Source organism: Nocardioides speluncae, assembly GCF_003121585.1.
Taxonomy (GTDB): Bacteria; Actinomycetota; Actinomycetes; order Propionibacteriales; family Nocardioidaceae; genus Nocardioides; species Nocardioides speluncae.
Genome location: NZ_QEOO01000045.1, coordinates 1 through 12,310, shown reverse-complemented (window position 1 = coordinate 12,310; position 12,310 = coordinate 1). Strand labels below are relative to the sequence as shown.

11 protein-coding genes are annotated in these 12,310 nt (G+C 71.3%); 5 read left to right on the top strand and 6 right to left on the bottom strand.

Annotated elements, in window-relative coordinates; genetic code table 11:
• The first annotated feature begins 178 nt into the window (after window positions 1–178).
• The 4 genes from DDV73_RS28510 to DDV73_RS24150 are packed head-to-tail and all read left to right on the top strand — an operon-like array spanning window position 179 to window position 4,757.
• Window positions 179–409 carry a hypothetical protein gene (locus tag DDV73_RS28510; RefSeq protein ID WP_109509838.1) on the top strand — a complete coding sequence of 77 codons (231 nt, stop codon included), beginning with the start codon at window positions 179–181 and terminating at the stop codon, window positions 407–409.
• A 60-nt stretch (window positions 410–469) separates the two neighbouring features.
• Complete coding sequence (locus DDV73_RS24160; protein WP_154402889.1) at window positions 470–2,167, top strand: ABC transporter ATP-binding protein; 1,698 nt, start codon at window positions 470–472, stop codon at window positions 2,165–2,167.
• Window positions 2,164–3,897: an ABC transporter ATP-binding protein gene (locus tag DDV73_RS24155; RefSeq protein ID WP_109509836.1), complete on the top strand. Its 1,734-nt coding sequence runs from the start codon at window positions 2,164–2,166 to the stop codon at window positions 3,895–3,897. Before DDV73_RS24160 ends, DDV73_RS24155 begins: the two co-directional genes overlap by 4 nt.
• On the top strand, window positions 3,894–4,757 hold the full coding sequence (locus tag DDV73_RS24150; RefSeq protein WP_109509835.1) for a carbohydrate kinase family protein: 864 nt from the start codon (window positions 3,894–3,896) through the stop codon (window positions 4,755–4,757). The genes DDV73_RS24155 and DDV73_RS24150 overlap by 4 nt, the downstream gene beginning before the upstream one ends.
• A gap of 31 nt (window positions 4,758–4,788) precedes the next feature.
• Here the strand turns inward: DDV73_RS24150 and ccsB are convergent, their stop codons facing one another.
• From ccsB to hemL, 6 genes are read right to left on the bottom strand one after another with little or no spacing between them, the layout of a single operon-like run.
• Window positions 4,789–5,778 carry a c-type cytochrome biogenesis protein CcsB gene (gene ccsB / locus DDV73_RS24145; RefSeq protein ID WP_109509834.1) on the bottom strand — a complete coding sequence of 330 codons (990 nt, stop codon included), beginning with the start codon at window positions 5,776–5,778 and terminating at the stop codon, window positions 4,789–4,791.
• Window positions 5,775–7,349 carry a cytochrome c biogenesis protein ResB gene (gene resB / locus DDV73_RS24140; protein ID WP_109509833.1) on the bottom strand — a complete coding sequence of 525 codons (1,575 nt, stop codon included), beginning with the start codon at window positions 7,347–7,349 and terminating at the stop codon, window positions 5,775–5,777. Before resB ends, ccsB begins: the two co-directional genes overlap by 4 nt.
• Complete coding sequence (locus DDV73_RS24135) at window positions 7,349–8,113, bottom strand: cytochrome c biogenesis CcdA family protein (RefSeq protein ID WP_109509832.1); 765 nt, start codon at window positions 8,111–8,113, stop codon at window positions 7,349–7,351. Before DDV73_RS24135 ends, resB begins: the two co-directional genes overlap by 1 nt.
• Window positions 8,106–8,681, bottom strand: a complete 576-nt coding sequence (locus tag DDV73_RS24130) for a TlpA family protein disulfide reductase (protein WP_240617451.1) — start codon at window positions 8,679–8,681, stop codon at window positions 8,106–8,108. Before DDV73_RS24130 ends, DDV73_RS24135 begins: the two co-directional genes overlap by 8 nt.
• 2 nt (window positions 8,682–8,683) lie before the next feature.
• A complete protein-coding gene (locus DDV73_RS24125) occupies window positions 8,684–9,352 on the bottom strand; it encodes a histidine phosphatase family protein (RefSeq protein WP_109509830.1) in 669 nt (222 codons plus the stop codon).
• Window positions 9,349–10,737: a glutamate-1-semialdehyde 2,1-aminomutase gene (gene hemL / locus DDV73_RS24120; protein WP_420818487.1), complete on the bottom strand. Its 1,389-nt coding sequence runs from the start codon at window positions 10,735–10,737 to the stop codon at window positions 9,349–9,351. Before hemL ends, DDV73_RS24125 begins: the two co-directional genes overlap by 4 nt.
• 269 nt (window positions 10,738–11,006) lie before the next feature.
• On the opposite strand from hemL, the gene DDV73_RS24115 reads away from it, so the two are divergent.
• Complete coding sequence (locus DDV73_RS24115; protein WP_154402888.1) at window positions 11,007–12,125, top strand: lytic transglycosylase domain-containing protein; 1,119 nt, start codon at window positions 11,007–11,009, stop codon at window positions 12,123–12,125.
• The last annotated feature ends 185 nt before the right edge of the window (window positions 12,126–12,310 follow it).

Sequence of the window (12,310 nt, the reverse complement as noted above, 5' to 3'; positions counted from 1 at the left end):
CACGCAGCATGTCGACACGGGCCGGGTCAGCGCTCTCACGCGTCGACACCGGCCGGGTCAGCGCTCTCACGCGTCAACACGGGCCGGGTCGGCGTACCCACACGTCAACACAAGCCGGGTCGGCGGGTTTGTGCGTGAACATGAGCCGGGTCGGGGGATCGCGACCTACTCTGGAGGGGTGTTGAAGTTCATCGTCGTGGTCGTGCTGTTCGCGGCGATCACCTATCTGCTGGTCAGGGCCTGGGAACGCGGCGTGTTCCGGGGCTCGACCTCCCGCGTCCTCAAGCGGCGGCCCAAGCCGAACCAGGGCCGACCGCAACGCCCGCTCGGGCCGGACGACGACCCGGAGTTCCTGCGCGACCTGAACCGCAAGCGCAAGCGCCGGGAACCCCCGGACGGACCACGCTGACCCACCAAGCCTGGATCCGGGCTTAGTTAGGTTGACCTAACCTCGACTACGCTCGACCGCGTGCCCGCCCACCCGATGACTGCCCGCGCCCTGATCCGGCGATCTCTCTCCCGCCACCGCCGCCCGCTCACCGGATCCGCACTCCTGCTGGTGCTGTGGCAGGCCTGCGAGGCCTCGGTCCCGGTACTCATCGGCCTGGTCATCGACGGCGCCGTCGTGACCGGCGAATGGCGCGACCTAGCGGTCTGGGCGGTGGCGCTGACGGCGCTGTTCTGCTGCCTGTCCTACGCCTACCGGTTCGGCGCCCGGCTCGGAGTTGGCGCCGCGCAGCTGGAGATGCACCAGCTGCGGATGGAGATCTCCGAGCACGTCCTCGCTCCGCGCGGCGCGCGCACCCGCCTGCTGCCCGGCGAGATCCTGTCGCTGGCCACCTCCGACGCCGAGCAGGTGGCCGTCGGCATGCGGATGCTCACCCACCTGCTCGCCTGTATGGCCTCGATCGGGGTCGGCGCCTGGGCACTGCTGCGGATCGACGCCGGCCTCGGCCTGGTCGTCCTGGTCGGTACGCCGGTCGTCCTCGGCCTGATCCAGCTGGCCACGCCCCGGATCTCCCGGCACACCGCCGAGCAGCAGGAGACGATCGGCCGCGCCACCGGCATGGCCACCGACCTAGTCCGCGGACTGCGCCCGCTCAAGGGCATCGGTGCCGAGCGCACCGCCGCGGCCCGCTACCGGTCGCTGTCCGAGGCGGCCCGCGATGCCAGCATCCGCACCACCTCGTCGTACGGCCGGCTCTCGGGCCTCTCGACGACGCTGACCGGGCTGTTCCTCGCCCTGGTCGCGCTGGTCGCCGGCCGGCTGGCGCTCGACGGCGAGATCACCATCGGCGAGCTGATCGCGGTGGTCGGGCTCGCCCAGTTCCTCGCCGAGCCGATGGGCTCGATCGGCGAGATCAGCGCCCGGCTCGCCTCCTCGTTCGCCTCGGCCGGGCGGATCGCGACCTTCCTGGGTACGCCGCCGCTCGTCCTCGACGGCAGCCGGACACCGGCCGACGACCAGCCACAGCTCCACGTCGACGGCGTCAACGCAGCCCCCCTCGACGGGCTCAGCCTGCAGACCCGGGCGGGCGAGCTGCTCGGCGTGGTCGTCACCGACCCGGCCGCCGCCGACACCCTGGTCGCGCTGCTGCGCGGCGAGCTGGAGCGCGACAAGCGGACCGGCGGCGTACGCCTCGGCGACGTGGAGTACGACGACCTCAAGCTCGACGCCCTCCGCCGGCACGTGATCGTCAACCGGCACCACGCCGACATCTTCGAGGGCACGCTGCGCAGCAACATCGCGGCCGCCGACGAGCCGCACCTGACCGCGGTGCTGGACGCGTCCGCGGTCGACGACGTGGTGGCCCTCCACGAGGACGGCGTCGACCACGCCACGGCCGCCGACGGCAGCACGCTGTCCGGCGGCCAGCGGCAGCGACTGGCACTGGCGCGAGCCCTCGCCGCCGAGCCGAGGATCCTAGTTCTCCACGAGCCGACGACCGCGGTCGACGCGGTCACCGAGCAGCGGATCGCCGAGGGCATCCGCCGGCTGCGACACGGACCCGGCTCGGACCGGGTGACGGTGATCCTCACCAGCAGCCCGGCGCTGCTGGCCCAGGCCGACCGGGTGCTGCTGCTGACCGACGGCCGGGTCAGCGCCGAGGGCAGCCACCACGACCTGTCGGCGGACCCGGCGTACCAGGCGGCGGTGCTGCGATGAACCGCAACCTGCTGCCGATCGCGTCCACCCGCGACACCGCCCATCTCGCCTGGCAGCTGCTGAAGCAGCACCGCGGCGCCCTCATCCTCTCCGCGCTGGCGTTCGCCGGCGCCGGCCTCTGTGGCGTGGTGGCGCCGTGGCTGCTCGGCCGGATCGTCGACGGCGTCCGGGACGACGCGGCCGAGAGCGTGGTCACCCAGGCGGTGATCGGGATCGCCGTGGCCGCCGTACTCGGCGGGATCCTCACCGCCGTCGCCGCCAGCTTCCTCGCCCGCGCCGGCGAGCCCGCACTCGCGAGCCTGCGCGAGCAGGTGGTGGACCGGGCGCTCGGCCTGGACAGCGGCCGGCTGGAGGAGGCCGGCGCCGGCGACCTGTTGTCACGCGTCGGCGACGACGTCCGCTCGATCGCGAACTCGCTGGTCGAGGTGGTGCCCCTGCTGATCCAGTCGGCGATCGCGGTGGTCTTCACCGCAGGCGGGCTGTTCGCCCTCGACTGGCGGCTCGGCCTGGCCGGCCTGGCGACCGCGCCGTTCTACGTCTTCGCGCTGCGCTGGTACCTGCCGCGCTCCGGTCCCTACTACGCCCGCGAGCGAGTCGCGCAGGGCGAGCGGGCCGAGGCGCTGGTCAGTGGGCTCCACGGCGCGCCGACCCTGCGGGCGTTCTCGCGCGAGCACCAGCAGGTGGACCGGATCGCCGAGGCGTCCAACGCCGCGCGCGGCCTGGCAGTGGACGTCTTCAAGCTGCTCACCCGGTTCTTCGCGCGCAACAACCGCTCCGAGCTGATCGGCCTGCTGTTCATCCTCGGCACCGGCTTCGTGCTGGTCCGCGACAACCTCACCACGGTCGGCGCGGTCACCGCCGCCGCGCTCTACTTCCACCGGCTGTTCAACCCGATCGGCGCGCTGCTGGTGCTCTTCGACGACCTGCAGTCGGCCGGCGCCTCGCTCGCCCGCCTCGCCGGCGTCGCCCGGCTGCCGCAGCCGGAGCCGCCGACCGCCACTGTCGGCGGTAAGCCGCTGCTCCGGATGACCGGCGTCTCCCACGAGTACGTCGAGGGCCGGCCGGTGCTTACCGGGATCGACCTGGAGGTCGCCCCCGGCGAGAAGGTCGCGATGGTGGGTGCGACCGGCGCCGGCAAGACCACGCTCGGCGCGATCGCCGCCGCCACGCTGGCCCCGTCCAGCGGCGAGGTCACGCTCGGCGGCGTACCGCTGGCCGACACCGACGTCCGCGACCACGTCGTACACGTGAGCCAGGAGGTGCACGTGTTCACCGGCTCGGTCCGCGCCAACGTGGACCTGGCCCGCCCGAAGGCAACCGACGACGAGGTGCGCGCGGCGCTCGACACCGTCTCGGCGACGCCCTGGGTCGACGCGCTGCCGGACGGCTGGGACACCGTGGTCGGCGACCACGGCCACCCCCTCACCCCCGCGCAGGCCCAGCAGCTGGCGCTGGCCAGGGTGGTGCTCAGCGACCCGGAGGTCGTGGTCCTCGACGAGGCGACCGCAGAGGCCGGCTCCGCGGGCGCCCGCTCGCTCGAGGAGGCGGCGACCGCAGCCATCGCCGGCCGCAGCGCGATCCTGATCGCCCACCGCCTCACCCAGGCCGCCCGCGCCGACCGGGTGATCGTCCTCGAGCACGGCAAGATGGTCGAGGTCGGCACCCACGACGAGCTGATCGCCTCCGGCGGCCGGTACGCCGCCCTCTGGGAGGCGTGGTCCGCCGAATGACCGACCACGTCTTCATCGCCGGCCCAGCGTCCTGGAACCGCATCGTCGAGCTCGACCGGCTCCCAGAGCCGGTGCCGCACATGCAGCTCGCGCTGGGCGACTGGGAGACGGTCGGCGGTACGTCGGCGGGCAAGGCGCTCTCGCTCGCGGGCCTCGGGCGGCCAGTGGTGCTGCACACCCTGCTCGGCGGCGATGCCGAGGGCGAGCGCGTGCGCGCCGCGTTGACCGCGGCGGACATCGAGCTGCTGGCAGGCAACGGCGGCGCGACCGAGCGCCACCTCAACCTCATGACGCGCGACGGCGGGCGGTTGTCGCTCTACCTGACCACCCCCGACGACAGCGACGATGCGCCCGCCGCCGAGGTCGTCTCAGCGATGGCGGGTGCCGCGGTGATCGTGCTCGACCTCGCCCCGCTCTCCCTTGGGCTGATCGCCGCCGCGCGCGAGACGGGCCGGCCGATCTGGACCGACATCCACGACTACGACGGCGAGGCCGGCTTCCACCGCCCCTTCATCGAGGCCGCCGACGCCATCTTCATGAACGCCGACCGCATCGGCGACGACCCGCTGCCCTTCATGGAGCGCTGCATCTCGGGCGGCGCTTCGCTGGTCGTGTGCACGCTCGGCGCCGACGGCGCGATCGCGGTCGACCAGCGGATGACGCGCCACACCGTCGCGACCGAGGTCGTCACCGTGCGCGACACGAACGGCGCGGGCGACGCGTTCATGGCGGGCGTGCTCGACGCGACCCTGGCGGGTGTACCGCTGCCCGATGCGCTTCAGGCCGGGGCACGGCAGGCGGCATCGGTGCTCACTACCCGCCACCTGCACCCGAGCCTCGACGCGCTGCTCGGCGCCTGAGCCGGCGCCTGAGCCGGCGCCTGACCTGGGGCTACTGCCGGTCGGCGACGACGATCTCGGCCGCGGGCGCGGCGTACGAGTGCTGGCTGCCGCCGCCGAAGAAGAAGTTGATCCCGATGAAGCTCCACCACAGCGTGGCCAGCCCGAGCAGTGCGAGGTACGCCGCGTTGCGGCCCTTCCAGCCTGCGGTGGCCCGGGCGTGCAGGTAGGCCGCGTAGATCACCCACGTGATGAACGCCCACACTTCCTTCGGGTCCCAGTTCCAGTAGGAGCTCCACGCCTGGTGCGCCCAGATCGGGCCGGTGATCAGCACCGCGAAGGTCCAGACCGGGAACGCGAAGGCGTGCAGCCGGTAGGAGATCCGGTCCAGCGTCGAGGTCGCCGGCACCCGTGCCAGGTAGCCCGTGGTCCGTTCCGGCGCCCGCTCCTTGAGCAGGAACAGCACCGACAGCATCCCGCCGACCGTGAACGCGCCGGTCGCAATCACTGCCGAGACGACGTGGATGATCAGCCAGTAGGAGTTGAGCGCCTCGGTCAGCGGAGCGACCGGGTCGTACAGCCAGATCTTCGCCGCCATCAGCACCGTGATGTTGAAGCCGACCACGATCGGCGCCAACCACGACAGCGCGTAGCGCTTGTAGAGCGACAGGTAGACCACGGCCACCACGAAGGTGCCGCTGAGCGTGAACTCGTACATGTTGCCCCACGGCACCCGGTTCGGGTCCGCGGCCATGCCGCGACCGACCAGAGCCCCGAGGTGCAGCGCCGCCGCCAGGCCGGTCAGGATCAGCCCGAACCTGCCGAACAGCGCGATCCGGGACTGGGTCGCCTCGTCCACAGCGGGTACGTCGGCCGGCTCGGTCGGCGCGCCGGAGCCCACCAGCTCCTTGGCCACCGCCGTGACCGGCACCTTGCGCAGCGCCGACCACTCGACCAGGTGCGCGATCAGCGCCAGGAAGTAGACGATGCCGGCGGCGCCGATGAACTGGTTGCTCAGCGACTCCCACGCGCTGTCACTCACGGTGACTCCTTCCGTGACGCAGCGGCCACGATCTCTCTCAGCTCCTCGGCGACATCGCCGCCGCCAGAGCGGTCCAGGCCGGCGACCTCGACCACGGTGACGCCACCATCGACGCCGTCCTCACGCCGTACTCGCGCCCAGACCCGCCGCGGCCGGATGAAAAGCGACCCCAGCAGCCCGAGCAGTGCCAGCGAGACGCCTGCCAGCGCGACCCACTTGCCGGGCGTCCGGCTGATCTGGATCTTGGTCCAGCGTTCGTACCCGTCGAAGGAGACGGTACCGGCTCCGTTCGGGAGCTCCACGGTGTCACCGACCGCGAGGTCGACCCGGAGCATCGACCCGTCCGGCTTCTTGACCAGCTCGGCCTTCGACTTGTCGAGCTCGTAGACCGACTGGCCGTCGCCGTCGTCCATGCCGAGGTCGCCGGTGTAGACCAGCATCGAGATCGCCGGGTTGAGGTCGTCGCCGAACGCCGAGAACGGCCCGGTCTCCTCGGTGAACGCGTACGTCGGGTAGAACCAGCCCTCGAGCCCGATCGGGGTCGGCTGCGCATCGGCGGCCTTGATCACGCCGAACGAGCGGAATGACTGGTCCTCGGGCAGGAAGATGGTCGGCCCGCTGTAGGCGACCTCGCCGTTGCCGTCTCGGACGGTGATGACCGGCGCGTAGCCGTGGCCGACCAGGAAGACGTCGGTGCCGCCGATGGTCAGCGGGTGGTTGACCTTCAGGGCGTAGTCGTCCGTCTCGGCGGCGGGGTCCTCGCGGTAGGAGAGGTCGGCGACGAACTTCCGTGCCATGCCCGCGCTGGAGCCCTCCTTGATCCATTCCGCGTCGAACTTCTCGACCTTGAAGGAGAACGGCTCCATGTCGTCGGCGGCGAAGAGGCTGCCGGGCTCGAAGTCGTCGTACTGGTTGAGGGTGTTGGTGAACCCGCCGCCCTCGATAATCGCGACGCCGCCCTTGTAGCCGAACAGCGAGCCGATCGCGAAGCCGACCAGCACCACCAGCACCGACACGTGGAACAGCAAGTTGCCGGCCTCGCGCAGGTAGCCGCGCTCGGCCCCGACCGAGTCCTCGCCGGTCAGGGTCCGGTACCGGCGCTGCTTCAGCACCGCGGTCACGGCGGCGAGAGCCTCGTCGGCCGGCGCCTCGGTGGTGTACGTCGTGTGGTCCGGCAGCCGGGACAGGTTGCGCGGCGCGGCCGGCGGCGCGGCCCGCAGCGCCCGCCAGTAGACCAGCGAGCGCGGCAGGATGCAGCCGACCAGCGAGACCATCAGCAGGATGTAGATCGCGGAGAACCACACTGAGTCGAAGACGTCGAACAGCCCGAGCCGCTCATAGATCGGGGTCAGCTTCGGGTGGTCGTCCTGCCAGCGCGAGGCCTTGAGGGAGTCCACGCCCTCCTGCGGGATCACCGAGCCCGGAATCGCGGCGAGGGCGAGCAGGAGCAGCAGGATCAGCGCCGTCCGCATCGAGGTGAGCTGCCGCCAGGACCAGCGCAGCAGCTCGCGGAGGTTCAGCTCGCCGGGACGCCGCTCGGGCGCCTCCGGCGCTTCAGTGTCGATCGCCATCAGACGCTCACCTCGTAGCCGGAGATCAGGTTCGACTGCAGCCACTGCACCGACCAGTCCCACCAGCCGGTGACCAGCAGCAGGCCGACCACGATCATCACCCCGCCGCCGATCCGAGTCACCCAGACCTGGTGCTTGCGGATGAAGCGAACCGCGCCGAGCATCCGCTCGTAAGCGAGCCCGGCGATCACGAACGGCACTCCCAGCCCGAGCGCGTAGAACGCCGACAGCAGCGCCCCGCGGCCCGCCGTACCCTCGTTGATCGCGAGCGTCGAGATCACGCCGAGCGTGGGCCCGATGCAGGGCGTCCAGCCCAGGCCGAACAGGAAGCCGAGCAGTGGCGCGGCGGCCAGCCCGACCTGGGGTACGGCGTGCACCCGGAGGTCGCGCTGTAGGAACGGCACCAGTCCCATGAACGCCAGCCCGAGCCCGATGCTGACCAAGCCGAGGGTCACCGACAGCTCGCGCTGGTGCTGGACCAGCCAGGAGCCGAGGGCGCCGGACGCGGTGCCGAGGAGCACGAAGACGGCCGAGAAGCCGAGTACGAACAGCACCGAGCCGAGGAACAGCCGGCCGCGCTGGCTGCGGGTGACCTCGGCGTCGGCGAGGTCGGCGCCGGACAGCCCGGTCGCGTAGGAGAGATAGCCCGGCAGCAGCGGGATCACGCACGGCGAGAAGAACGACACCAGGCCCGCAATCAGCGCGACCGGGATCGCCAGCGCTAGCGAACCCGACCCGGCCTGCTGCTGGAACCAGTCAGCCATCGGCTGACCCGTCTGGCTCGGCTGCGATCTCCTCGGCCAGCTGGACCAGGGTCAGCGTCGACGGCAGCGCGCCGATGATGCTGGCCGCGACCCGGCCCTGCTTGTCGAGTACGACGAATGCCGGGATCGTCCGCGGGCTGAGCGTGCCCGGGAAGGCCAGCATCGCCTCGCCGTCCTGGTCGTGGATCGACGGGTACGGGACCCGCTTGCTGCGCACGAACGCGGCCGCTCGCGACTCGTCGTCGCGGGTGTTGATGCCGACGAAGTGGGCGGTGCCCTCCAGCTCCTCGGCGGCGTCGGCGACCTCGTCGGCCTCGGCGCGGCAGGGGCTGCACCACGAGGCCCAGACGACCAGCACGGTCGCCTTCCCCCGCCGGTCGGCGAGGTCGATCTCCTCGCCGTCGAGGCCGTCGCCGGCGAGCTCGATCGGGTCCTCGCGGTCGTCCGGCTTGATCTGCTTGACCTGTCCGTCGCCCTCGATGTAGCCCTTGTCGCCGGTTCCTTCCAACGACGAGCAGCCCACGAGCAGCAGCAGGCAGGCAAGGGCAGGGGCGAGCAGACGGTTCAACTTCAGGGCCGGTTCTCCTCGGGCGCGCCCCCGGCGGAGAAGGGGGCCGCCTTGTCGCGGTTCGGGATCAGGTCACCGGCCGGCTCGGAGTAGGCGATCGACAGCAGCCGCTCGCCGTCGAACGTGAACGAGGTCAGCGAGCAGAGCGTGCACTGCCGGGTGCGAGGGTCGTGCAGGTAGCGGCGCTTCTCGGCGTGCAGCCGGGCCACCCAGATCGGCAGCTGGTGGGCGACGATCACGGCCTCGTGACCCTCGGCGGCGTCGCGAGCGTCGGCGACCGCGGCCATCATCCGGGCGGCGATCTCCTTGTAGGGCTCGCCCCAGGACGGCCGGAACGGGTTCCAGAGCTTCGGCCAGATCCGCGGGTCGAGCAGGGTCCGGACGCCGCGACCGAAGCTGCGGCCCTCGAACCAGTTAGCCGACTCGATCACCCGGGCGTCGGTGGTGATCTCCAGGCCGAGCCGGTCGGCCAGCGGCTGCGCGGTCTCCTGCGCCCGCGCCAGTGGCGAAACCCGGAGGTGGACGATGTCGCGGTCGCCGATCGACTCGGCGATCCGCTCAGCCATCGTGTTGCCGAGCTCGGAGAGGTGGTAGCCGGGCAGCCGCCCGTAGAGGATCCCCTCCGGGTTGTGCACCTCGCCGTGCCGCAGCAGATGGACCGTCGTCGTCATGCGCCCAGATCCTCCCCGCCCGCCCTGGGGGCTGGCCTATCACCCGGCACCGACACTTCCGCAGCTGCTCGCGCGGCCGCGGGCAGCGCGTCGATCACGGTCTGTACGGCGCGCTCGTCGTGGGCCGAGGAGAGGAACCACGCCTCGTACGCCGAGGGCGGCAGGTAGACGCCCCGGTCGAGCATCGCGTGGAAGAACGCCTTGAATGCGCCGGTGTCCTGCGCCGAGGCCTCGTCGAAGTTGCGGACCGGCCGGTCAGTGAAGAACACCGAGAACATGGTGCCGCTGGCCTGGATGACGTGGGGTACGCCGGCCGCGGTGAGCGCGTCGGCAGCGGCGGCCTTGATCGTCTCGCCGGCGGCCGTGATGTGGGCGTAGACCTCGTCGGTGGCCAGCCGCAGCGTCGCCAGTCCGGCGGTCGTCGCGACCGGGTTCCCGGACAGCGTGCCGGCTTGGTAGACCGGCCCCTCCGGCGAGAGCCGCGCCATCACGTCCGCACGGCCGCCGAACGCCGCCGCGGGGAATCCGCCGCCCATCACCTTGCCGAACGTCATCAGGTCGGGGCGCCAGCCCTCGGCCTTGCCGTCGAGCCCCCACTGTCCATCGCGGCTGGCCCGGAAGCCGGTCATCACCTCGTCGGAGACGAACAGCGCGCCGTACTTGGCGCAGGTCTCGGCGAGGAACGCGTTGAAGCCGGGCTCGGGCGGGACCACGCCCATGTTGCCGGGTGCGGCCTCGGTGATCAGGCAGGCGATCCGGTCGCCGTGCTCGACGAACGCCTTCTCGACCGCGTCCCGGTCGTTGTAGGACAGCACCAGCGTGAGTGCCGTCGACGACTCGGGTACGCCGGGCGTGCCGGGCACCGCGAACGTGGCCAGCCCCGAGCCGGCGCTGGCCAACAGGGCGTCGACGTGGCCGTGGTAGCAGCCGGCGAACTTCACGACCAGGTCGCGGCCGGTGAAGCCGCGGGCCAGCCGGATGGCGGACATGGTGGCCTCGGTGCCGGACGAGACGAAGCGGACCCGCTCGATCGGCGTCCGAGCCACGATCTCCTCGGCGAGCTCGACCTCGGGCACCGTGGGCGTGCCGTACGACGTGCCGCGGGCGACCGCGGCGGCCACGGCCGCCTGCACGTCGGGGTGGGCGTGGCCGAGCAGCATCGGGCCCCACGAGCAGACCAGGTCGACGTACTCGTTGCCGTCGACGTCGGTGAGCCAGGCGCCGTGCGCATGCTCGATGAAGCGGGGGGTACCGCCAACAGCATTGAAGGCACGGACCGGGGAGTTGACGCCGCCAGGGGTGACGGCACGGGCCCGGTCGAACAGACGGCTGGAGCCGTCGGTCGGCAGCCCGTTGGCCGGGGGCCGGTCGCTCGACACAGTCACCGAGTCATTGTGGCCTATCGCGTCATGACCGCGGTCAGCCCCCGTCCCTCGACTGGAGAGTTGAAGTAACCGAGGTCACAGAACCTGCCTCAGCCGTAACTAAGTGTGACAACATTCGTTTGGATGGATGTCTGTGCTTGAGGGAGCCGCAGACGAGGTGTATAGGGAGAGCACACATGTCCGCTTTGCAGTTCGGACGTATCCAAAAGGCGACCGCGCTTGTTCCGATGGCGGTGCTGTCGTTGGCGTGGACATCGAGCATCGCCGGCGTGGGACTGATTCCTGCGTCCGCCGGCGAGCATGACAACCGCCTGCCGGACGGCACCACGATTCCGACCGAAGCCATCCAGGCGCCCGCCAGCCTGACCCGTCCCGGCGTGGTCGCCCCCGGTCTCGACAGCAGCAAGGGCGACATCGTCAAGAACGCCTCGGCCAACGGGATCCCCGCGGCCGCGCTCTCGGCGTACCAGCGCGCTGAGACCGTCATCAACACCGCCGACCCCGCCTGCCACTTGAGCTGGCAGCTGATCGCGGCCATCGGCCGCGTGGAGTCCGACCACGGTCGCTTCGGCGGCAACGTCCTGGACGACGACGGCGTGGCCCAGCCCGGCATCTACGGCATCCCGCTCGACGGCACTCGCAACACCTCGCGGATCACCGACACCGACGCCGGCAAGTACGACAACGACAAGTTGTTCGACCGCGCGGTCGGCCCGATGCAGTTCATCCCGTCGACCTGGTCGGTGGTCGGCGTGGACGCCGACGGCGACAAGCTCCGCAACCCGCAGGACATCGACGACGCCGCGCTCGCGAGCGCGGTCTACCTCTGCTCCGGCAGCGACGACCTGGCTCTCGACAAGGGCCGGCGCGCGGCGGTCTACCGCTACAACCACTCCAACTCCTACGTCGACCTGGTGCTGTCGCTGTACGACGCCTACCTCGACGGCGACTACTCCTCGGTCCCCAACAACCTCGGCCCCGCGCCGTACTTCCCGGACAACGACGGCCCCGGCACCCAGCAGGCCGGCAACAACGGCAACCAGCCCGGCAACGAGGCCGCGCCGGCGCCGGGCGGCAACGGCGGGACGCCCGGCGGCCCCGGCGTCGACCCGACCGACCCGCCGGAGCCCGGCACTCCCGGCACCCCCGGTCCTGGTACGCCGACCCCCGGCAACCCGGGATCGCCGTCGCCGAGCAACCCGTCCGGCCCGATCGGCGGCATCGTCGACGACCCGGTCGGCACCATCGAGGACACCGTCACCGACCCGGTCGGTGAGGTCGAAGACACGCTCACCTGGCTCGAGGCCCAGGCCCTGTGCCTCGCCTCCGGGATCAGCGCCCTCGAGGTCCAGAAGCTCGCCGCCTGCATCGCCGCGCTCCTCGAGTAGCCACATTTAGTCTTGACCTCGCGGCGGTTTCACAAGGTACCTAGTGAAACTGTCCCTCCCCGTCGGAAACTTCGCGTGGGCTGGGACGAATTCACTAGGTACCTGTAACTGTTCAGGTGGGTGCTGGTAGCCAGACGTTGCCGTTGAAGAGTTGCTGGAGGACGTCGAGGCTGTTGCGGCTCTGT

Coding starts and splice junctions, on each gene's coding strand:
- DDV73_RS24125 (WP_109509830.1), bottom strand. CDS start 9,352: ATGACGACGACGGTCCATCTGCTGCGGCACGGCGAGGTGCACAACCCG.
- resB (WP_109509833.1), bottom strand. CDS start 7,349: ATGGCGATCGACACTGAAGCGCCGGAGGCGCCCGAGCGGCGTCCCGGC.
- DDV73_RS24155 (WP_109509836.1), top strand. CDS start 2,164: ATGAACCGCAACCTGCTGCCGATCGCGTCCACCCGCGACACCGCCCAT.
- DDV73_RS24150 (WP_109509835.1), top strand. CDS start 3,894: ATGACCGACCACGTCTTCATCGCCGGCCCAGCGTCCTGGAACCGCATC.
- DDV73_RS24135 (WP_109509832.1), bottom strand. CDS start 8,113: ATGGCTGACTGGTTCCAGCAGCAGGCCGGGTCGGGTTCGCTAGCGCTG.